We start from the raw sequence: 20990 nt of genomic DNA, 5'->3' as shown, positions 1-20990 counted from the left end.
CATAACCGCTCCGGCGATCTGACCGGAGCGGCCTCCTGTACCCTAAAAACGAGGTCATTATGTCCATCAATAATAAACAGTGGCTCGGTTTACCCCTGAACCTGCTCTGGGGATACATCGCCATTGCCGTGTTTATGACCGGCGACGGTTTTGAACTGGCATTCCTGTCGCACTACATTAAAGAGCTCGGGTTCTCCCCGGCGCAGGCATCGTTCGCCTTTACCCTCTACGGCCTGGCGGCCGCGCTGTCGGCATGGATCTCCGGCGTGGTGGCGGAAATCATCACGCCGCTGAAGACCATGATGATTGGCTTTGTGCTATGGTGCGTGTTCCACGTGCTGTTCCTGGTCTTCGGTCTCGGTCATGCCAACTATGCGCTGATCTTAATTTTCTACGGCATCCGCGGCTTCGCGTATCCGCTGTTCCTTTACTCGTTTATCGTCGCCATTATCCACAACGTGAAAAGCGATAACGCCAGCTCGGCGATCGGCTGGTTCTGGGCGGTCTATTCCATCGGCATCGGCGTATTCGGCAGCTATATTCCGAGCTTTACCATCCCGCATATCGGCGAGCTGGGGACATTGTGGCTGGCGCTCGCTTTCTGCGTCACCGGCGGCATCATTGCGCTGGCTTCCCTGCGCCATATTAAAACGCCGCACCATATGCAGAACCTGACCACCCGCGAGAAGTTTGCCGAACTGGGCCGCGCGGCGACGCTGCTCTATACCAACCGCAATATTCTGCTGTCGAGCATGGTGCGAATTATCAATACGCTCTCGCTGTTCGGCTTTGCGGTGATTATGCCGATGATGTTCGTCGATGAGCTGGGCTTCACCACCTCAGAATGGCTGCAGGTGTGGGCGGTCTTCTTCTTTACCACCATTTTCTCTAACGTGCTGTGGGGCATTCTGGGCGAAAAACTGGGCTGGATGAAGGTGGTGCGCTGGTTCGGCTGCATCGGTATGGCGGTCTCCAGCCTGGCGTTTTATTACATTCCGCAGCACTTCGGACATAACTTCGCGATGGCGCTGCTTCCGGCTATCGCCCTGGGGATCTTTGTCGCCGCGTTTGTTCCGCTGGCGGCGGTTTTCCCGGCGCTGGAGCCGAAGCACAAAGGCGCGGCCATTTCGGTCTACAACCTGTCGGCGGGGATGTCGAACTTTCTCGCACCGGCTATTGCGGTGATTTTGCTGCCGTTCTTTAGCACCATCGGAGTGGTGATCGCCTATACCGCGCTGTACGTGGCGGCCTTTTTCCTCTGTGCGTTTATCCGCGTCGAGCAGCCGGGATTTTCCCACAAGGAAGCGCCGGCCAGCGAGCAGGTGGAGTTCTCTTAAGGTGATGCGGCTGGCATGCCAGGCATGCCAGCCTTAATGAGGTGAATGATGAGTATTCAGGCAGTGATTTTTGACATGGATGGCGTGATTATTGATTCCGAAAGCCTGTGGCGGCAGGCGCAAATCGACGCCCTCGCGCAGTGGGGGGCAACGGCGAGCGTCGAGGAGTGCGAAACGCTGACCAAAGGCAAACGCCTCGACGAAATTGCCCGCACCTGGTGCCGCCATTGCCAGCTTGAGCTTGTTCCGCAGCGGCTTGAAGCCGCGATATTGCAGCGTATTACCGGCCTGATCGCCGCCGAAGGCGAGCCGATGCGCGGGGTGCATGAGGCGTTACGCTATTTTCGCCATGCCGGTTATAAAATTGCGCTCGCGACCTCCTCGTCCCGGCAGGTTATCGCCGCCGTGCTGAACAAGCTCTCGCTCTGGCACTATTTTGATGTGATTTGCAGCGCGGATGATGAAGCGCAGGGCAAGCCGCATCCGGCGGTTTATCTGACGACGTTGGATAAGCTTAATCTCGACGCCAGCCGTTGCCTGGTGATCGAAGACAGCTTCAATGGCTTTAGCGCGGCCCGGGCGGCGGGGATTGCCACGATAGTGATTGCCGAAGATAGCCAGCACGCGCGTTTTCAGGCCGCCGCTGGCCGCTACCGGGCGCTGCCTGAACTGCTGGAAGCCCTCACCGCCGAGCCAGAGGCGGTCGCATAACTCACGCTTTCGTGAGCGCAGAAAATCCCGGGATGTACACGGTCGGTCACTCTCTTTTCTGCGCTCACGCCCTTTTTTCTCCATGCCGATCCGCCTCACATTTCACTCATCTTTTGTGAAAACAGTCACGTCTTGTTGTGCCAATGCCCAAATTTATTGCCTTGCTTAGCGGTGTTTGTCCGAGGCACTGCTACGTAATTGTGCTTAGATTAGATATTGAAACGTATTTTCAATAATGTGAAACCACTTTGCCGATTTGCTTCTATCGATCGGATTTGGCCGTGATAAGGATTGAGCATGAAAATTGAATCTGTGAATGTCACCGTTTTCCAGTATCCCACACGTCGGGTTTCCGACAGCGCCGGGCACTCCCATCCGGGGGCTGAAAGCATGGCCAAAATGGCGATGCTGACCATCACCGCTGATGATGGGGAGCAGGGTTTTTCATTTGCGCCTCCGGAAGTCGTGCGCCCGTTCGTGGTGAATACTTTTTTCCGCAAAGTGCTGGTGGGGCAGGACCCGTTTAACCGCGAGCGTATCTGGCAGGATCTTAACCACTGGCAGCGCGGTAGTGCACATCAGCTAACGGAGCGCGCGCTGTCGTTTATTGAACAGGCGCTGTGGGACCTGATAGGCCGCAGCCTTAAGATGCCGGTTTACAAGCTGCTCGGCGGCTATCGCGACACCGTCCCGGCTTACGGCAGCACGATGTGCGGCGACGATCTGCCGGGTGGACTGTCGACTCCGGAGGAGTATGCCGCCTTTGCCGAAAAGCTGGTCGCCCGCGGCTACAAGGCCATCAAGCTGCACACCTGGATGCCGCCAATCTCTTTTGCGCCCAATCCCAAAATGGATATTAAAGCCTGCGCGGCGGTGCGCGAAGCGGTAGGGCCGGATATTGACCTGATGATTGACGGCTATCACTGGTACAGCCGCGCCGAGGCGCTGTGGATCGGCAAAGAGCTGGAAAAACTCAATTTCGCCTGGTTTGAAGAGCCGATGGAGGAGGATTCGATGTCCTCCTACGCGTGGCTGGCGGAAAACCTGTCGATCCCCATCGTCGGGCCGGAGAGCTTCGGCGGCAAGCACCACATGCGCGCCGAATGGGTGAAAGCCGGAGCCTGCGACATTCTGCGCGCCGGCGCTAACGGCGTGGGCGGTATTACCCCGACCATGAAGGTCGCGGCGCTGGCGGAATCTTTCGGCATGGATTGCGAAGTCCACGGCAACGGCGCGGCAAGCCTGGCGGTGGTCGGCGCGATCCGCAACTGCCGCTGGTACGAGCGCGGCCTGCTGCATCCGTTCCTCGACTACGATGAACCGGCGGCTTATCTCAATAGCATTGTTGACCCGATGGATGACCAGGGATTTGTGCATTTGTCACAACGTCCGGGCCTCGGCGAAGACATTAATTTTGCGTATATCGAAGCCAATACCGTTAGCCACGACTGATTCAAAAAAATAAATGCCCGATGGCGCTGCGCTTATCGGGTCTGCGGCCCGGTAGGCCGGATAAGGCGAAAATGCCGCCATCCGGCAACATGTACCCTACAGTACAGGCAAACAGAGATATGAAAAAAACCTCCCTACTGGCAGCGTGCTTATTCACGCTCGCCGTGTCGATGGGAAGCGGGGCGGCGGTGGCGAAAACGCCGCCCGATCAGCTCATCATCGGCATGAATATGAATAACTTGCTCACCCTTGACCCGGCGGCGATGACCGGTAACGAAGTGGTGGGAATCGTGGTCAACCTCTACGACTCGCTGGTGGAGCTTGACCCTGAACAGCTCACCAACGTTAAGCCCGCGCTGGCGAAATCCTGGGATATCAGCCCCGACGGCAAAACCCTGACCTTTCATCTGCGCGACGACGTTAAGTTTCACTCCGGCAACCCGCTGACCGCCGCTGACGTGGTGTGGTCAATGCGGCGCATCCTGCACCTCAACCTGGCTCAGGCCTCGGTATGGAAATCCTATGGCTTCAGTAAGAAAAATATCGACAGCCAGGTCAGCGCGCCGGACCGCTTCACGGTGCAAATCGAGTTACCCAAAGATAACGATCCGCAGCTGGTGATTTACTCGCTGGCGGCGCTGGGCAACCTCGGGGTGCTGGACAGTAAAACGGTGCAAAACTACCAGCAGGATAACGACTGGGGTAACCGCTGGCTGACCACCCATGAAGCCGGTTCCGGGCCGTTTACGCTGGAAACCTGGCAGGCAAAAGATGTGCTGCGCATGAAGCGCAATCCTGACTACTGGCGCGGCGAGGCGAAAATGAGCCGCGTGGTGCTGCGCCATTTCCAGGAGTCGCAAACCCTGCGTCTGATGATCGAAAAAGGCGACCTCGATATTGCCAACAATATGGCGGTTTCCGATATTAACGCCCTGCGCAGCGACCCGCAGCTGACCGTCGATGCGGTGCAGCGCGGCACCATGTACTACGTGGCGATGAGCATGAAAGAGGCGCACTTCGCCCAACCGAAAGTGCGCGAAGCGGTGCGCTATCTGATTGATTACCAGGGTATCAATAAAGCGCTGATGCCGGGCTACGGCGTGCTGCACCAGCGGCCGATTAAGGCGGGCATGCCGTCTACGCTGCCTGACCCTGGCTATAAGCTGGACGTGGCGCGGGCGAAAAAGCTGCTGGCGGAAGCGGGTTATCCCAACGGCTTTGATACCACGCTGCGGGTCCTCTCCGATCAGCCATTTCTTAACATCGCTATCGCCGTGCAGTCGACGCTGATGCAGGCGGGGATTAACGCCAAAATCATCACCGGCACCGGTAACCAGATCTACGGCGCGATGCGCGAGCGTAAATTTGACCTGCTGGTAGGACGCGGCGGCAGCGGAATGGAGCCGCATCCGCACTCCAGCCTGCGCGCGCTGGTCTATAACCCGGATAACAGCGATGAGGCGCGTCTGACCAACTTTCAGGGCTGGCGTACCGGTTTTTACGACCCGCAGCTCAATACGATGATTGACCAGGCCCTGCTGGAACGCGATCCGCAAAAACAGGTGGCTGACTACCAGGCCATCCAGGCGCGCTACGACCAGCTGGTTCCGGCTTTAATTCCGCTTTCGCAGATGGTCGATTCCGTGGTGGTGCGCAACGAGGTACGAGAGTATCAGCCGCACCCCTCCGCCACCACTTTTCTGCGTGACGTCTATAAAGTCCGCGAAGGAGAGAAAGGATGAGTACCGCAATCCTTGCGCCCGGCTCACGCGGCCGGCGCTTATCCAAACGGCTGCTGCAGGTGGTGATTACGCTGTTCGGCCTGCTGCTGCTGACCTTTACCATTGGCCGCGTCATGCCTATCGACCCGGTGCTGGCGATCGTCGGTCCGGATGCTGACCAGAGTACCTATCAGCAGGTTTACCAGCAGCTGGGGTTTGATAAATCGCTGACCACCCAGTTTGGCATCTATTTCGTCAACCTGCTGCACGGCGATCTGGGCAATGCGCTGCTGACCGGGAAACCGGTGGTGGACGATATCATCCGCGTCTTCCCGGCCACCATGGAGCTGGCGACGATGGCGATTCTCGTCGGCGCGGGTCTCGGAATTCCGCTGGGCGTGCTGGCGGCGGCGCGGCGCAATAGCGTCTCCGATTATGTGGTACGCATTATCAGCCTGGCGGGCTACTCGACGCCGATTTTCTGGGTCGGAATGATGGGGCTGCTGGTGTTCTATGCCTGGCTCGGCTGGGTGGGCGGCGCCGGGCGGGTAGACCTCGGTCTGGACGGCATTGTGCCGCGTCGTACCGGCCTGATGACCGTTGATGCGCTGCTGGCAGGAAACGGACAGGTGTTCTGGAACGCCATTAATCATCTGATTCTTCCCGCCTCGCTGCTGGGTTTTCACTCGCTGGCTTATATCAGCCGTATGACCCGCAGCTTTATGCTGGCCCAGCTGTCGCAGGAGTTCATTATTACCGCGAGGGTGAAAGGGCTAACCGAGCGTCAGGTTATCTGGAACCATGCGTTTCGTAACATCCTCGTGCAGCTGCTGACGGTGGTGGCGCTGGCCTACGGCGCGCTGCTGGAAGGCGCGGTGCTGATTGAAACCGTCTTCTCATGGCCGGGTTTCGGCTCCTATCTTACCGGTAGCCTGCTGCTGGGCGATATGAATGCGGTGATGGGCTGCGTGCTGCTGGTGGGAGTGATCTTCGTGATGCTCAACCTGCTCTCCGACATGCTGTATCAATTCTTTGACCCGAGGACAAAATCATGACCGTTTCTCTGGATTCGCCGCTTTCGGGCGGTGCGGGCGAAGGCCGTCAGCGGCTGCAACGCGCGGCGGCGCGGGCCGTCGGGTTTATCGGCAAAATGGCGCGCAACCCGCTAACGGCCATCGGCGGAGGAATTATCTTTCTGCTGCTGGTGGTGGCGATTTTCGCGCCGCTGATTGCGCCTTATAACCCGCTGGTGCAGGACCTGAACAGCGCGCTGGTCGCGCCGAATGCGCAGCACTGGTTCGGCACCGATGAGTTTGGCCGGGATATCTTTAGTCGCCTGGTGTACGGCTCGCGCATCACGCTCTATATCGTGCTGCTGGTCTCGGTGACCGTCGGTCCGCTCGGGCTGCTGCTGGGCGTCAGCGCCGGCTATTTCGGCGGTAAAGTCGATATGGTGCTGATGCGCGTCACCGATATTTTCATCTCCTTCCCGAGTCTGGTTCTGGCGCTGGCGTTTGTCGCCGCCTTAGGGCCGGGGCTGGAGCATGTGGTTATCGCCATCACGCTTACCGCCTGGCCGCCGATAGCCCGTCTGGCGCGCGCCGAAACGCTCTCTCTGCGCCAGGCCGATTTTATCTCCGCCGTGCGTCTGCAGGGCGCTTCATCGTCCCGCGTCCTCTGGCGCCATATCGTGCCGCTGTGTCTGCCCTCGGTCATTATCCGTATCACCATGAATATGGCCGGGATCATTCTGACCGCGGCCGGTCTCGGCTTTCTCGGGCTCGGCGCGCAGCCGCCGGAGCCGGAGTGGGGAGCGATGATCTCCAGCGGGCGCACTTATATGATGGAGTGCTGGTGGGTCGTAACAATTCCGGGGCTGGCGATTCTGATCAACAGCTTAGCGTTCAACTTCTTAGGAGATGGCCTACGTGACATCCTCGATCCCCGCAGTGAATAATGCTCCGCTGCTCGACGTGCGCGATCTGTGCGTCGACTTTGTTAACGGCAGCGCGGTGACCCATGCCGTGCGCGGCGTCTCTTTCCAGCTGGGGCGCGAAAAGCTGGCGATTGTCGGCGAGTCCGGTTCGGGTAAGTCCACCGTTGGGCGCGCGCTGCTGCAGCTGCATCCGAAAAAGGCCCGCGTCAGCGCCAGCCGGATGCAGTTTGCCGACCTCGATCTGCAGCATCTTAGCGAAGCGCAGATGCGCGGCGTACGCGGCAAACGTATCTCTATGATTATGCAGGACCCGAAATATTCGCTTAATCCGGTGGTCTGCGTGGGTAAGCAAATCGCCGAGGCCTGGCTTACTCATCATCCCGGGCGCAAAGATGAGGCGAAAGCCAGGGCGCTGGAGATGCTGGAGGTGGTGCGTATTCGCCAGCCGGAGCGCGTTTATCAGCTTTATCCGCATGAAATATCCGGCGGACAGGGGCAGCGCATCATGATCGCCATGATGCTGATTACCGACCCGGAACTGATCATTGCCGATGAGCCCACCTCCGCGCTGGATGTGTCGGTGCGCCTGCAGGTGCTGGGCCTGCTGGATGACCTGGTTCAGTCGCGCGGGCTGGGGCTGATTTTTATCAGCCACGATATCAACCTGGTGCGCAGCTTCTGCGACCGCGTACTGGTGATGTACGCCGGACGGGTAGTGGAGTCCATCGCTGCTAAAGATCTCGATAACGCCCGTCATCCCTATACTCAGGGATTGATTAACTCGCTGCCGGATATGCAGCATCGTCGCCCGATACTGCCGGTGCTGCAGCGTCAGGCCAGCTGGCTAACGGAATAAGGAGCGGATGATGATTGAAGTTCAACATCTCAACCTCGCGTTTGGCGAGGGGGAGAAGCGTAACCAGGTGCTGTATGACGTCAGTTTCCACGTTAAGCCCGGCGAGATCTACGGTCTGGTAGGCGAGTCCGGCTCCGGTAAAACGACGGTGCTCAAGTGCCTGGCGGGGCTGTTTACCCACTGGCAGGGGGAGCTGGCCATCGATGGTCAGCGCTTAGGGCATGAAATCAGCCGCAAGCGCTGCCGTCAGGTGCAAATGGTATTTCAGGACCCCTACGGATCGCTGCATCCTCGTCACACCATTGGCGATATCCTCGAAGAGCCGCTGCAGATCCATCGTATCAACGACCGCGACCGGCGGATCAATGCGCTGCTGGACAAAGTTGGCCTCAACCGTGCCTTTCGCGAGCGCTATCCGCATCAGCTCTCCGGCGGGCAGCGGCAGCGCGTGGCGATAGCCAGAGCGCTGATTCTTGAGCCTCAGGTACTGCTGCTGGATGAGCCGACGTCGGCGCTGGATGTGTCGGTGCAGGCGGAGATCCTCAATCTGCTGGCAGAATTGCAGCAGGAGGCTAAGCTCACTTACCTGATGGTTACCCACGATCTCGGGGTTATTGCCCATTTATGCCAGACCGTGGCGGTGATGCAGTACGGGAAAATCCTTGAAACCCTGACGGTCGATGCGCTGGTCAGCGGCGAGGCGCGGACGGCCTATACGCAGATGCTGGTCAACGCCAGTCGGCAATATACGCGCGAAATGGCGCGCGAGGTGGCGGCATACTAAGCTTTATGGCGCATTGTCACGTGGGAAATGCGCCCATTTTATAGATAAAACTTTGAAACGATATGTAGTTATAGTTATAAATATCGTCTATTAATGTAAATGTGGTATTTAGATCTAAAATGAAAGTATCTGTTGTGTGAATGCATCTTTTACGAATTATAACTTGCATTTATTATTTTTTTTGAAATAAATAGCCAATTTCAATTCGAAGTACAAAATATTCCGTTCTGTAAATTCATTTAAACCTTGCTAATAACAAGGAAAAACTGCGTATTACGCCTCCAGATCTGCTGAGTAATAGAGTAAACTCGCCTGCGAATAATCTTAAGATGTCATCAACGTCATGGCGGATTACCCTATTTATAGTAGGGTACCCCCTGCCGCTCATCCACGTGATTACTATTCTCAGAGAACAGGATGGAAAAAATATATACGATTAATGGAAGAATTGCCTTTTTTCCTCAGCGTAGCGCTCTAATACTTATTGCTGACGAGACGAAAACGGTTTCCTTAAATATGCCGGCCAGCCGCTGTTTATTACTGCTTATTCAGCATGATGGCAATACTGTTGCCCGCGAAACCTTTTTTGAGGAAGTGTGGATAAAGCATGGCGCCCAGGTAACCAGCAACGGTTTTTACCAGAATATTTCCCTGTTACGTCGGGCATTTAAGGAGCTGGGGGTAGACGAGGATATTATTATTACGGTGCCGAGGGTAGGCGTCAGGCTGGATGCAACATTAACGGTTACGGAATCTCAGCCGCGCGGTGTAGAGAAGGCACCGACGGCGGAGGAGCCACAAGCGCCCGTTGACGAGCCTGTTCATAAGGAGGTCGCAGCTGCGAGTTTGCCCGAAAAAAAGCGGTTAAGGCCGCGACGCTCTCTTTTGTGGGGGCTTGCGGCGCTGCTGAGTTGTCTGGTTTGTGGATTTGTTGCGTGGCAAACAGAATTCGAATCTTATTTGCAAAGTTATTCGCCCATAATTGCTAAATTTTCGCAACAATGTCACTTCTTTGCCAATAATGACGTAGTTGACCATGTTCGTCATGTCAATTTTATCAAGCGCAGTAAATTTGAATGCGAAGAATATCCATGGATTTATTTGACGCTTTATCCCGGGCAAGCGCGGGTGTCGGTGATTCGCTGCCGTCAGCCATTTAGTCAATGGCGTGATAATCAATGCCTCACCAAATATTACATTAAGGAGGTAGTCAATGCGCCGGCGTGAAATTAAATGGTTAATCGCTATCGTATTTATCGGAGTATTAAGCGGTATGACGATAAAATCCTGGCAATACTGGCAGCGCAATCATTTCCAGTGCAGCGGTGAGATGCGGCTATTAAACTCAGGTTATCAGGGCGATATTTCATTACGCTTCGTATTTGATAGCACCCGTGGGCTGGTGATTGTCCGGGGAGAGATTACGCCGCCGCAGGGTGAATCGTTTACCATCAACCAGAACATCTGGTTTAGCTTTACCCGCGACGGCCAGCACTACTTCCTGCGATCGGAAACCGTCTCTGCCAGCATCGGCGAAACCGAGCAGGAGAAGCATATTAACAACATCCTGCCCAAGTTTTTCCTGCAGCCGCAGGTGCCGTTTTACCTTAATATTCAGCGGCTCAATCAACGAACCCGGCTGCTGTATACCAGCCGGGCGCCGTCTTTGCTTTGCGAAACCTGATCAACGTAGCAGCGGACAGTCGGGAGGAAGCCGGCAGCGTAGCGCGGCCGGTAAAAGCTCCATGCGGAAGGTTTTACCGGTCAGCGGTTCGCCGTCGAGGTTAAACGTCATCTCATGAGGGGCGGTTATCTCAAACCACGATGAGACGCCGTCGATGATATTCGGCGAGGTTTGCGGATTTGCCAGGGTGCTGAACAGCGCAGGGATCAGCTCTTCGCCGGTGAAAATGCGCAGATGCAGCAGGCCGTCGTTGATTAATGCTTCCGGGCACAGCTGCTGGCCGCCGCCGGCCTGACGCCCGTTGCCGATGCCGATGACCAGCGCATCGCCATGCCAGTGAAAGTTCTCGCCGCGGATTTCGCAGCGGTCCGGCTTGAGCGTATCCATGCGCATCAGGCCGTGGATCAAATACGAGACGCCGCCGAGCGCGGCCTTGAGTTTCTCCGGGGTTTCGGTCGTAATGCGGGTGCCGAAACCGCCGGTGGCCATATTAATAAAACCGGTCTTATCGTTAACTCGCGCAATATCTATCGCCACTTCGCGGCCAACGATGGCCAGCTTCAGCGCGCTGGCCAGATCCTGCGGGATGCCGACGCTGGTGGCGAAGTCGTTCGCCGTGCCCAGCGGCAAAATCCCCAGCGCCATTTTACCGTCGCGCTCGACCAGCGCCGTCGCCACCTCATTGATGGTGCCATCACCGCCGCCGGCAATCACCGTTTCGACATTCAGCTGCAGAGCTTCATCGACAAAGCGAACGGCATCGCCTTTTTCCCAGGTGACGCGGACGTGAATATCGATTCCTTCGTCGCGTAACAGTTTAACCGCCTCGCGTAGCTGCGGTTCATTGGCGCCTTTGCCATTCAGAATCAGTAAGCTGGCTGGAAACGTGGACATTATCAGGGGACCTTTATTGCTCAGTAATGCATAAAGTGTACCGCATGAAGAAAGCGAAGGCGGGGGGAGAGATAAAAAATAAGCCCGCGTAAGGGAGATTACGCAGGCTAAGGAGGTGGTTCCTGGTACAGCTAGCATTTATGGGTTATGTTTTTCAGCGAAATGGATGATATCTGCTTTGAACGAAACGGTATGTGATCCGTTTCTAATATCTTTACATCGTGAAAAAATAACCCAAATTAACTAGTTACTGTGCGGGTTTCGGGTTGTCTGACCAGTAAAGTTGCGCATCAGCAGAGCATATTGCAGCACCATATCTTCCGGGACAGGCAACCATACTGTGTGCCCGTCGCCCGGCGCTACTGACACTCGCTCGCCTTTGCCGTTTTCCATATGTTCGAGAGTAAAGTTGACGTTGCCCTGCGGGGTCATCAGCTCAAGGCTATCGCCGACGGAAAATTTATTTTTCACCGCCACCGCCGCTAGCTGGCCGTTGCGCTCGCCGGTAAATTCGCCGACGAACTGCTGGCGTTCGGAAACAGAGTAGCCGTGCTCATAGTTCTGGTAGTCATCGTGCGTATGGCGACGCAGAAAACCTTCGGTATAGCCGCGATGCGCGAGGTTTTCCAGGGTATCCAGCAGGGAAGTATCGAACGGTTTGCCTGCGGCGGCGTCGTCAATGGCCTTGCGGTAGACCTGAGCGGTACGGGCACAATAGTAATGTGATTTCGTGCGGCCTTCGATTTTCAGCGAATGAACGCCCATCTGGGTCAGCCGCTCGACGTGAGCGATAGCGCGCAGATCTTTCGAGTTCATGATATAGGTGCCGTGTTCGTCTTCAAACGCGGTCATGTATTCGCCCGGACGTTTGGCCTCTTCAATCATAAACACCTGGTCAGTCGGCGCGCCGATGCCCAGCGTCGGCTCGACGTTCTGCACCGGGATCGGTTCGTGCTTATGCACGATATTACCGACGTCGTCTTCTTTACCTTCCTGCACGTTGTACTCCCAGCGGCAGGCGTTGGTGCAGGTGCCCTGGTTCGGATCGCGTTTGTTGATATAGCCCGAGAGCAGGCAGCGGCCAGAGTAGGCCATGCACAGCGCGCCGTGAACGAAGATTTCAATTTCCATCTCCGGCACCTGGCTGCGAATTTCGGCGATTTCATCCAGCGACAGCTCGCGGGAGAGAATGACGCGGGTCAGCCCCATTTGCTGCCAGAACTTGACCGTCGCCCAGTTCACGGCGTTGGCCTGCACCGACAGATGAATATCCATGTCGGGAAAATGTTCGCGCACCAGCATAATTAAGCCCGGATCGGACATGATCAGCGCATCTGGCCCCATTTCCACCACCGGCTTCAGATCGCGAATAAACGTTTTCAGCTTGGCGTTATGCGGGGCAATGTTAACCACCACATAGAATTTTTTACCCAACGCGTGGGCTTCGTTAATGCCGAGCTGCAGATTTTCGTGATTGAATTCGTTGTTACGCACGCGCAGGGAGTAGCGGGGTTGGCCCGCATAAACGGCATCTGCGCCATAGGCGAAAGCGTAACGCATATTTTTCAGCGTTCCCGCCGGGGAAAGGAGTTCCGGTTTAAACATGATTTTCTCGTTCTGATGACAGGTCAGATTCGCCGCACCCGGTGCGGCGAGTTGGGGAGTGCCCCCACATTAAGGGCGGGCATTGTAGCGCTGTGGGGCAGGGGAGTAAACCACCTTACACCATGGAGTTGACCTGCCCCGGCAGCTCGGAATCCGGGATGCGTGAGGTGTACCAGGCAAAGCGCCAGCGTTTCCAGAAAGAATCGAAATGGAGAGCATCCAGATCCATGAATAATTCATGTTCAGGGTACAAGGTGATGAAAAAATGCGCCCAGCGCGCGCTCTGTTTCATATTATAAAGCGCTTTATCCCGTTTGTTACCGTACAGCTGCGACAGCGCCACCATGGCCTCCGGCGAACCTTTATTTGCCGCTTCCCGCACCTGTTGCAAATGTGAGTGCGCCAGCGCTAAATCTTTTACGCCGGCGATATTAAGCAGAAAGAGTTCCCAGGCCCGCTTATCGCCATAGCGGGAGGCCAGATAGAGATTATCGAGAAGGTTTTTTTCGTAAGCGGCGCGCTTTTCCGCCGGCGGAGCCTGGTTGATCAGACGTTCGCAGCAGTTGGCCATACGGAAATGGATCTCCTGCAGGTCCTGTTCATAGCCGTCATCGCCGCCGTTGGCGATCAAGCGATATTTATCTGCGTCGCGCTGCGCGACGTGATGGCGTAAAATCTCGGCCGCTTGCTGGCAGTAACCGAAGGCGATGGCGGGATCGTACGGCAACAAGCCTCCGTTATCTCTGGCATGAGATTCCACCCCGAGCTGATTAAGCGCGCTGGGGATGTTTCTCCGGGCGCCAAGGTGGGCCAGAGGCAGGAGATATTCGGGGTAACCGAGCCAGCGAAAATCTTTTATCGCCGCCCGCCAGTTATGGTCGTATTCAATGTCGGCGACGCTATCGAGCCAGACGGCACCCTGCGCTTCATCTTTTTCAAAGCCAAATAACCCCGCGTACTGGAAGTAGCCGCGATAGATTTTCGGCACGCCGTATTCGGTTTGTTGCGCATTCTGGCAGATGAAATTGTAAACCCACTCGCTGTCCGGGAAATCGCGCAGCGCAAACTTTAACGCCCACGCGGTGTAGTAATTGTTGAGCTTCACTTTTTCCATGACCGAACGCTGCAGGGTGAGCCAGAGCGCGTCTTTATCGTCTAAATCGCTATAGCAGAGCAGCAGCCACTCCAGCGCATGGTGGCGAGACTGCGCCATGTGCGCCCGCCGGGCAATCTCTTCGGCTTTGGCGATAATATGCTCCCGCTCGGTCGGTGAATCCACTTCATTGATACGCAGATCGCGATGGTCATCCCACCAGATTAAAAGTTCCAGATGCTCCCGCTCGGCGGCGGTAAGATGATCGCATACCGTTGATGCCAGAAATTCGCGGATCTCCTGATGCGATCCTCCCCAGCGCGGCATACGAAACGGAATATACTCATCCAGCGCGTAAAATGCCGTCGGGAAAATCGCCAGACAAACGGCGAGCCAGTAGCGTTGCCCGGCGTCGCCATCGCACGCAGGCAGAACCTGCGTGCGAGGCAGATCCGGGCATACCGCGTCGGCAAACGACAGGCCGGAATGGGCCATCAGCGCCTCCACTTCCTGCGGTGAGCGGCGGTGATACTCAGCCAGTTCCTGCATCAGCGGTCGTCCTGCAACCTCAGCGCCGGCAAGGAACTCAGCCAGCCAGTCGGGCTGGCCGAAGACCTTAGAGTTAGTGCTGGTCAGGGACGCCGCCATCCACTGGCGTGGTTCGAGGTCGATGGCGTAGAGAGCGGCAATGACCATCCGCTCATTGCAGGCGCTGGCGCAGATCCACATGGCGCGGGTGGTATCCTGCGCCCAGCCGTAGCTGCGATAGAGCCACGCGCGGTGGTTCCAGTACTGGGCCTCAGCAAGCCAGGCATAGCTGGAGCGCGGGCGGGCGCGCTGCCAGTTTTTGATCAGCGCTAACCCAGCAGGCCCGGCCTCGACCAGCGCATCCATATCGTAAAAATGGTTGCACATCTGCGTCCAGGCGAGGAAGTAACGTTTTTCCGCCTCGCGGCTGGTCAGGCTTTCCGCCAGCGCCCGGCTATAGCGCGCCTCGAGCTCGTCATAACATCCTTCGCGCAACAGGCCGGGAAGATCCGCGATAGACCACTCGCGCTGTCTGTCATTGAGGGGATTTTTACGGTTGCACATCTCAAACATGGCGGTGAGCAGTGGGTCATCCTTTTCCATATACACTCCTTTTAAACCGGGTCGAAAATTTTGAAGTCATTCCACGGCAGCGTTTTCCAGCGGCTGAAGGAGGCTTTCAGATAACAGGCCACCTCCTGCACATCGCGTCCGGCAACCGCCGTTGGCGTATCCATTAATGCCAGCCGTACCCGGCGGGCGCGGACGTAGGCGGTGGCGTAATCTTCCCACGAAGCAAAACAATCCTGCGCCCGCTGGGCGTTTAACAGGAGAACCAGCCAGGCCTGATTTTCGTCGCACCAGCCGAGCCCGGCGATACAGCGCGTCAGAAAGGCGGTGCGCATGCAGTCGAACGCCAGCGCGTCGCGAACCCGGCCCTGGGCCGCCAGGTGGTGGTAAAACGTGCGCGGCGAGTTGCCCATGCCCGCCGGCCAGCAGCGCAGGATCTCGGCGATCTGCTGGCGTAACGCCGCGCCGTCGAGGTGCTGATGCAAGCCCAGTTCTTTTTTTACCTGCTGCGTCAGGTGGCGGCGCTGGTCATCATCAAGTTTCAACGCCAGCTGTACGCCTTTTGTCGGCAGGCCATTGCGGTGCGAGAGGAGATCGGCTAACGCCAGCGCCCACTGGCGTCTTCGGCTATCGCGGCGCAGATCGTTAAGACGGTCCTTTTCTTTTTCCTCGGCGATGCGGGCGGCAACCAGCTGTTTATTCTTTTTTTTGGCGCGTAAGCGCAGGTAATAAGCGGTGGTAAACAAGGCTATCAGCAGCATCAAGGACTCTCTCCGGTGTGGGGTCGGTAGCGCGTGGTTTGTAGCGTCAGGCTCTCAATTTCAAAAGGCTGGCTGCAGGTGTTTTTCCCGGCAAGCGTAGGGTGCCATTCATGCTGTGGGAACAGCATTTCCGCCGCGGTCGCCACGTTGGGATCGATCGTCCGAAGATAGCGCAATGCCTCCGGAGCGCTGTGCAGAAGCAGCCACTGTAGCGCCACCGGTGGGTGAGGGAAGTGCGTCATTAAATGAAAATTGTTATGCAGAACGTTGAGTAAAAAATCAAAATCAACCACATCGGTGATAAATTTCCAGCCAGCAAATTGCGGCGTCGCTTCATAGACGATCCCCATACCTTCACAATCGGCGTGGCGCTCGGGACGTGGTTGCAGATAATGTAATAAAGCCAAAACGTCGGCGGCATTTTTTTTAACAGGATGCTGGTTCTGCTTACCTTTAATTTGATCGATACTCATGCTGTCATTATTTATCCTCAGGCTCAGGGTGACGTGGGGAATATTATTTTCGTCGCGCAGGCTCAGAAGGCGAAATGCGCCTTGTTCAATTTGCCGGGCGTAGTACTCGCCGTAGCCGCCGGAGAGTGACCCTTTATCCTCGAACTGGCCGACGCAGTGCTGCATATGCCAGGATTCATAGGCCATTTCACTACGCAAGGCCGGGCTGGCGGCATTGAAGGCGACCCATTGCCCAGCAGTGACCTTCATCAGCGGCTTAACGGCGTCGTCGCTGGAGGGGTACCACCCTCGTTCGCGCAGGCGCTGCATTTTCTGGTGCTCGGCCTCGCGCATGTCCAGGACGGTGAAACAATTAATGCGCTGAAGTTTGCTTTCCAGCCGCGTGCCTTCCAGCCGCGACAGGAACTCCAGTAACTCCCTTTCCGTCGCCAGCAGCTGCGGATGCTGTGGATTAAGATAGTAAAAGGCGCCGCCGCCGCCCAGCCCGGATATCAACCACGCGGGGATCGCCTTCTCCGCGCCAAAGTAAACCGCATAATCGGCGGCGGAGCGTACAGGATAAACGTGGGGGAAATTACCGATAGCCCAGCGAAAAAAATGGTTGCTTAGCCAGCGTTGAATACTACTACCGTCGTCGCGCTGTTCGCTGCGAGAAATAATGGCCGATTTTACATCAGGAGCGTTAATTATATTTCGTGGATTATATTTTCTATGAATATTACTCATGGCATTCCTTGCGCAGTTGAATATTAGAGAATATCCGCCTGCAATATATCATGCCGGTGACGTATTTCTTATTATTGCCGGTATTCTCAGATTATGACCCGAAGGGCGCAGTTTTTTCCTGAAGCGCCGCTGAGGGGCTTATTTGGGGGAGCGGATAACAGAAAATGCCAGCCCCGGCGCTGAGCCGGAGCTGGGCGGTTACGCCAGGCGGCAGGCGTCGGCTTCCCAGCGATATCCAACGCCGTAAACGGCGCGGATAAACGACTGCTCGGCGTCCAGCGATTCCAGCTTGCGGCGCAGGTTTTTGATATGGCTGTCAATGGTGCGATCGGTGACCACGCGGTAATCGTCGTACAGATGATTGAGCAGCTGTTCACGGGAGAAGACTTTACCCGGCTCCTGAGAGAGGGTCTTCAGCAGCCGGAACTCGGCGGGCGTGAGGTCCAGCAGCTTGTTGCGCCAGGAAGCCTGGAAGCGGCCCTCGTCGACAATCAGCGGGCTTTCGGCATCCAGCGCCTGCAGATCGCGCTGCGGCTTGCAGCGGCGAAGAATGGTCTTCACGCGGGCCACCACTTCACGCGGGCTATAGGGCTTACAGATATAGTCATCGGCGCCGATTTCTAACCCCAGCAGGCGGTCGATCTCCTCGATTTTGGCGGTTACCATCACCACCGGAACTTCAGAGAAACGGCGGATTTCCCGGCACAGAGTGAGTCCGTCGGTACCGGGCAGCATCAGATCCAGCAGGATCAGATGCGGCGGCGTCTGGCGAACGTACGGTAGAACCCGATCGCCGTGATTGATCAGCGTCGGCGCATAACCCGCCGCCTGAAGATAATCGATCAGCAATTGGCCCAGTTTGGGCTCATCTTCCACGATAAGAATGCGCGGCGTGTTTTCATCAACAGGTAATTCAGTCATACGTCTCTCGATAAATTACGTTCCAGAGGTAACTCTACTTTAATGCTAACCCCGCCCAAAGGCGAATGGCCGGCACGTAAAGTGCCGCCGTGGGCAGCCACGATGTTAAGGCAAATCGCCAGCCCCAGACCAGAGCCGCCGCTGGCACGATTACGCGACCCTTCGGTACGATAAAAGCGCTCAACCAGCCGCTCCAGCTGTTCGTCGGTGACGCCGGGCGCGCTATCGGCAAAGTCGAGAATCAGCATCTGGCCGCTCTGGCTGGCGCTAATCTGCAGGCCGCCGCCGCTATCGGTATAGCGCAGGCTGTTTTCCAGCAGGTTGTTGAACAGCTGCATCAGGCGATCCCGGTCGCCGAAAATCGTCGCGCTTTCCGGCAGCGAAACGCCAATCGACAGTCCACGGCTGGCGAAGCGCTCGCGAAACGCGCCGGCGGCGACCTCCAGCAGATTAATAATATCCACCGAGCTTTTCTGGTAGGTGAGGGCGCCTTCATCGGACATGGAAAGCTGGTGCAAATCCTCGACCAGTTTGGTGAGGGTGGCGACCTCCGCCTGTAGGGAGGCGATGGAATCCGGGGTAAATTTCCTGATGCCATCCTGAATCGCCTCCAGCTCGCCGCGCAGCACCGCCAGCGGCGTGCGCAGTTCATGAGAAATATCGGCCATCAGGTCGCGGCGCATTTGCTGATTGCGTTCAAGGGTACTGGCTAGCTGGTTGAAATCTTTCGCCAGGCGCCCCAGTTCATCGCTGCTGGTGGCGGTGACCCGGGTGGAGAAATCGCCGGCCGCCAGACGATGAGTCCCCTCAACCAGCCGTTTAACCGGGGCGAGCAGACCGCGCGCCAGCGGGAAGGTGGCCAGCGCCGCCAGCAGCGTAGCGAGGGCGACAATCAGCCAGCTGGTGCGTTTCTGCTGACGGTCGAAGTTGATATCGGTGTTGCGCGTCAGGCGCTCAACCGGCGAGGCAATGACCGCGCCAACCTCGACGCCGTTAACCATAATGCTGCGCCGGGTGCCGTCTGTCGGGACGCGCTCGCGCGGGCCCACCAGTACGCGCCCTTTCTGATCGACCACCCAGAACATCGTGCGCCAGCCGTGCGGAGGCATATCAGGACCGGGACCGCGATCGCCACGATCGCCGCGCGGGCCCTCAAGGGGGCGGTCCGGCGCGGCATCCGGCGGCATCTCTCCGGGGCCGGGGCCCGGACGCGGTTCGTCCATCGGACCCATGCCGCGACCCGGCGGCGAGCGATCGTCATTGTCGCGCTCAAAGGTTTTCAGCAGCTGGAAAATAAAGCGGTCGTTGTTGCGCAGGAACTTCCAGCTGCCGTGCTGGGCATACTGTTCGCTCAGGGCATCGCCGAGCATGGTCAGGCGCTGTTCGTTGCCGCGCTTGATATAGTCGATAAAGCCGCGTTCAAAACTGATACGCACCGCCCAGTGCATGCTGATTAGCAGCACGATGCAGGTGGCAAGAATCGCGATAAACAGCTTGCCGGTAATGCCGGGACGCCAGAACTTCAAGACTCACTCCTTTTACGGCGACGAATCACGGTATTCATCGTGGTGTCGTCCGGTACGCGGGAAAAAATGAGTGCCGGCAGCGCAATAACCACCGCCATGCTTAAGTAGGTATAAAGAAACACCTGATGAGCGGTCGCCGCATCGACGCCGATATGCTGCTGGCCGTAGAGACCGAGTAGCATCCCGGCGATAGTGACGCCGATACTCATCGACAGCTGCATGACCATCGATAGCATGCTGTTGCCGCTGCTGGCCAGATCGTCGGGCAGGTCTTTCAGGGTCAGGGTATTCATTGAGGAGAAGCGGCTGGAGTTAATCATTCCCTGCAGAAACAGGACCACCGGCAGCAGCCAGTACCAGCCCGCGAGCGCGACGGCCATAAACAACAGGCTGACCAGCGCGAGGCCGATCGTTGAAGTCACCAGCACCCGGCGATAGCCGAAGCGGTTGACCACCTGAACCACAATGCGCTTCATTCCCATGCTGCCAAGCACCATAGGGATCATCATCAGCCCGGCGTGGAACGGCGAAAAGCCGAGGCCAATCTGTAAAAACACCGGGGTCATGAACGGCAGCATGCCGCTGCCGATGCGCCCGGCGAAGCTGCCGCCAAGGCCGAGAGAAAAGGTGCGGTTGTTGAACAGCTTCAGGCTGAACAGCGCGTTCCGGTTGCCGCGCGCGTGCCACAGATAGCACAGAATTGACGCCGCGCCGATGGCCACCAGCGCCGTCAGCCACAGGGGGGAGATTCCGAGCCCCTTTTTGCCGTCGAGCGCCAGGGTGAGCGTTGCCATGCCGGCGGCCAGCAAAATAAAGCCGAGGATATCAAAGCGCCGGGTTTGCAGAGTGTAGTTGGGCATCAGCCACAGCGTGGCGATGGCACCGATGATGCCAACCGGAATATTGATCAGAAAGATCCAGTGCCAGGAGGCGTACTCCACCAGCATCCCGCCGAGCGCCGGGCCGAGCAGCGGCCCCACCTGGCCGGGCAGGGTGACGAAGGTCATCGCCGCCATATATTGGCTGCGCGGGACAATTTTCATTACCGTCAGGCGGCCTACGGGAACCATCATTGCGCCGCCGACGCCCTGCAGCACCCGGGCCAGAATCAGCTGATCGAGCGTGGCGGCCTGCGCGCAGAACAGGGAGCCGGCGGTGAACAGCACGATGGCGCTAAAAAAGATATTTCTTACTCCGACACGATCCGCCAGCCAGCCGCTGGCGGGCAGCATCACCGCCACCGTCAGCACGTAGGAGACGATAACCATATGCATATGCAGCGGGCTCTCCCCAAGACTTTGCGCCATTGAGGGGAGGGCGGTGTTAACGATGGTGGTATCCAGCGCTTGCATAAAAAAGCCAAAGGCCACTATCCACAGCTGCCAGCGTACGCTGGAAGGAAGATCTGTCAT

At 57.2% G+C, this 20990-nt stretch carries 18 protein-coding genes; 10 read left to right on the top strand and 8 right to left on the bottom strand.

Features of this window, described 5'->3' with window-relative positions:
* Nucleotides 1–59: 59 nt before the first annotated feature.
* The 10 genes from dalT to ABLV75_RS07815 all read left to right on the top strand — a co-directional run bounded on the left by dalT (nucleotide 60) and on the right by ABLV75_RS07815 (nucleotide 10481).
* Nucleotides 60–1337: a D-arabinitol transporter gene (dalT, locus tag ABLV75_RS07860; RefSeq protein ID WP_004103784.1), complete on the top strand. Its 1278-nt coding sequence runs from the start codon at nucleotides 60–62 to the stop codon at nucleotides 1335–1337.
* Nucleotides 1338–1385: 48 nt separating this feature from the next.
* On the top strand, nucleotides 1386–2048 hold the full coding sequence (gene hxpB / locus ABLV75_RS07855) for a hexitol phosphatase HxpB (protein WP_032728518.1): 663 nt from the start codon (nucleotides 1386–1388) through the stop codon (nucleotides 2046–2048).
* Nucleotides 2049–2345: 297 nt separating this feature from the next.
* Entirely contained in the window at nucleotides 2346–3500 is a 1155-nt protein-coding gene (locus tag ABLV75_RS07850) for a mandelate racemase family protein (protein WP_049094414.1), read from the top strand.
* 119 nt (nucleotides 3501–3619) lie between these two features.
* Nucleotides 3620–5242, top strand: a complete 1623-nt coding sequence (locus ABLV75_RS07845; protein ID WP_049594099.1) for an ABC transporter substrate-binding protein — start codon at nucleotides 3620–3622, stop codon at nucleotides 5240–5242.
* Nucleotides 5239–6276: an ABC transporter permease gene (locus ABLV75_RS07840; protein ID WP_004103768.1), complete on the top strand. Its 1038-nt coding sequence runs from the start codon at nucleotides 5239–5241 to the stop codon at nucleotides 6274–6276. Before ABLV75_RS07845 ends, ABLV75_RS07840 begins: the two co-directional genes overlap by 4 nt.
* Nucleotides 6273–7178: an ABC transporter permease gene (locus ABLV75_RS07835; RefSeq protein ID WP_004103766.1), complete on the top strand. Its 906-nt coding sequence runs from the start codon at nucleotides 6273–6275 to the stop codon at nucleotides 7176–7178. The genes ABLV75_RS07840 and ABLV75_RS07835 overlap by 4 nt, the downstream gene beginning before the upstream one ends.
* Entirely contained in the window at nucleotides 7150–8013 is an 864-nt protein-coding gene (locus ABLV75_RS07830; RefSeq protein ID WP_004103764.1) for an ABC transporter ATP-binding protein, read from the top strand. Before ABLV75_RS07835 ends, ABLV75_RS07830 begins: the two co-directional genes overlap by 29 nt.
* A 10-nt stretch (nucleotides 8014–8023) precedes the next feature.
* Entirely contained in the window at nucleotides 8024–8797 is a 774-nt protein-coding gene (locus ABLV75_RS07825) for an ABC transporter ATP-binding protein (RefSeq protein WP_004103762.1), read from the top strand.
* A 417-nt stretch (nucleotides 8798–9214) separates the two neighbouring features.
* Nucleotides 9215–10024 (top strand): winged helix-turn-helix domain-containing protein, encoded by an 810-nt coding sequence (locus ABLV75_RS07820; protein ID WP_196090131.1) that lies wholly within the window; start codon nucleotides 9215–9217, stop codon nucleotides 10022–10024.
* Nucleotides 10011–10481, top strand: coding sequence for a hypothetical protein (locus tag ABLV75_RS07815; RefSeq protein WP_004103758.1), 471 nt, complete (start codon nucleotides 10011–10013; stop codon nucleotides 10479–10481). Before ABLV75_RS07820 ends, ABLV75_RS07815 begins: the two co-directional genes overlap by 14 nt.
* Here the strand turns inward: ABLV75_RS07815 and yegS are convergent, their stop codons facing one another.
* The 8 genes from yegS to ABLV75_RS07775 form a co-directional block, all read right to left on the bottom strand.
* On the bottom strand, nucleotides 10482–11375 hold the full coding sequence (gene yegS, locus ABLV75_RS07810; protein ID WP_004103756.1) for a lipid kinase YegS: 894 nt from the start codon (nucleotides 11373–11375) through the stop codon (nucleotides 10482–10484). It lies immediately after the preceding gene.
* Nucleotides 11376–11618: 243 nt separating this feature from the next.
* Entirely contained in the window at nucleotides 11619–12980 is a 1362-nt protein-coding gene (gene yegQ / locus ABLV75_RS07805) for a tRNA 5-hydroxyuridine modification protein YegQ (RefSeq protein WP_004114016.1), read from the bottom strand.
* Between the two features lie 115 nt (nucleotides 12981–13095).
* Nucleotides 13096–15204 carry a DUF4034 domain-containing protein gene (locus tag ABLV75_RS07800; RefSeq protein ID WP_196090132.1) on the bottom strand — a complete coding sequence of 703 codons (2109 nt, stop codon included), beginning with the start codon at nucleotides 15202–15204 and terminating at the stop codon, nucleotides 13096–13098.
* Between the two features lie 11 nt (nucleotides 15205–15215).
* Entirely contained in the window at nucleotides 15216–15932 is a 717-nt protein-coding gene (locus ABLV75_RS07795) for a DUF1266 domain-containing protein (RefSeq protein WP_004103748.1), read from the bottom strand.
* Nucleotides 15932–17131, bottom strand: coding sequence for a PcfJ domain-containing protein (locus ABLV75_RS07790; RefSeq protein ID WP_196090133.1), 1200 nt, complete (start codon nucleotides 17129–17131; stop codon nucleotides 15932–15934). The genes ABLV75_RS07795 and ABLV75_RS07790 overlap by 1 nt, the downstream gene beginning before the upstream one ends.
* 198 nt (nucleotides 17132–17329) lie before the next feature.
* Entirely contained in the window at nucleotides 17330–18052 is a 723-nt protein-coding gene (gene baeR / locus ABLV75_RS07785; protein ID WP_004103744.1) for a two-component system response regulator BaeR, read from the bottom strand.
* Complete coding sequence (gene baeS / locus ABLV75_RS07780) at nucleotides 18049–19578, bottom strand: two-component system sensor histidine kinase BaeS (protein ID WP_004103742.1); 1530 nt, start codon at nucleotides 19576–19578, stop codon at nucleotides 18049–18051. Before baeS ends, baeR begins: the two co-directional genes overlap by 4 nt.
* Nucleotides 19575–20990: an MFS transporter gene (locus tag ABLV75_RS07775; RefSeq protein ID WP_004103740.1), complete on the bottom strand. Its 1416-nt coding sequence runs from the start codon at nucleotides 20988–20990 to the stop codon at nucleotides 19575–19577. The genes baeS and ABLV75_RS07775 overlap by 4 nt, the downstream gene beginning before the upstream one ends.

This window comes from Klebsiella sp. CN_Kp066 (assembly GCF_040065135.1).
GTDB classification, from domain to species: domain Bacteria; phylum Pseudomonadota; class Gammaproteobacteria; order Enterobacterales; family Enterobacteriaceae; genus Klebsiella; species Klebsiella oxytoca.
The sequence above is the reverse complement of the archived record's forward strand: the minus strand, read 5'-3'. Positions and strand labels throughout refer to the sequence as shown.

What these genes read in the sequence shown, in the direction of transcription:
- ABLV75_RS07775 (WP_004103740.1), bottom strand. Translation starts at nt 20,990, where the DNA reads ATGACAGATCTTCCTTCCAGCGTACGCTGGCAGCTGTGGATAGTGGCC.
- yegQ (WP_004114016.1), bottom strand. Translation starts at nt 12,980, where the DNA reads ATGTTTAAACCGGAACTCCTTTCCCCGGCGGGAACGCTGAAAAATATG.
- dalT (WP_004103784.1), top strand. Translation starts at nt 60, where the DNA reads ATGTCCATCAATAATAAACAGTGGCTCGGTTTACCCCTGAACCTGCTC.
- hxpB (WP_032728518.1), top strand. Translation starts at nt 1,386, where the DNA reads ATGAGTATTCAGGCAGTGATTTTTGACATGGATGGCGTGATTATTGAT.
- ABLV75_RS07845 (WP_049594099.1), top strand. Translation starts at nt 3,620, where the DNA reads ATGAAAAAAACCTCCCTACTGGCAGCGTGCTTATTCACGCTCGCCGTG.
- ABLV75_RS07815 (WP_004103758.1), top strand. Translation starts at nt 10,011, where the DNA reads ATGCGCCGGCGTGAAATTAAATGGTTAATCGCTATCGTATTTATCGGA.
- ABLV75_RS07840 (WP_004103768.1), top strand. Translation starts at nt 5,239, where the DNA reads ATGAGTACCGCAATCCTTGCGCCCGGCTCACGCGGCCGGCGCTTATCC.
- ABLV75_RS07825 (WP_004103762.1), top strand. Translation starts at nt 8,024, where the DNA reads ATGATTGAAGTTCAACATCTCAACCTCGCGTTTGGCGAGGGGGAGAAG.
- yegS (WP_004103756.1), bottom strand. Translation starts at nt 11,375, where the DNA reads ATGTCCACGTTTCCAGCCAGCTTACTGATTCTGAATGGCAAAGGCGCC.
- ABLV75_RS07850 (WP_049094414.1), top strand. Translation starts at nt 2,346, where the DNA reads ATGAAAATTGAATCTGTGAATGTCACCGTTTTCCAGTATCCCACACGT.
- ABLV75_RS07820 (WP_196090131.1), top strand. Translation starts at nt 9,215, where the DNA reads ATGGAAAAAATATATACGATTAATGGAAGAATTGCCTTTTTTCCTCAG.
- ABLV75_RS07795 (WP_004103748.1), bottom strand. Translation starts at nt 15,932, where the DNA reads ATGCTGCTGATAGCCTTGTTTACCACCGCTTATTACCTGCGCTTACGC.
- ABLV75_RS07790 (WP_196090133.1), bottom strand. Translation starts at nt 17,131, where the DNA reads ATGAGTAATATTCATAGAAAATATAATCCACGAAATATAATTAACGCT.
- baeR (WP_004103744.1), bottom strand. Translation starts at nt 18,052, where the DNA reads ATGACTGAATTACCTGTTGATGAAAACACGCCGCGCATTCTTATCGTG.
- ABLV75_RS07835 (WP_004103766.1), top strand. Translation starts at nt 6,273, where the DNA reads ATGACCGTTTCTCTGGATTCGCCGCTTTCGGGCGGTGCGGGCGAAGGC.
- ABLV75_RS07800 (WP_196090132.1), bottom strand. Translation starts at nt 15,204, where the DNA reads ATGGAAAAGGATGACCCACTGCTCACCGCCATGTTTGAGATGTGCAAC.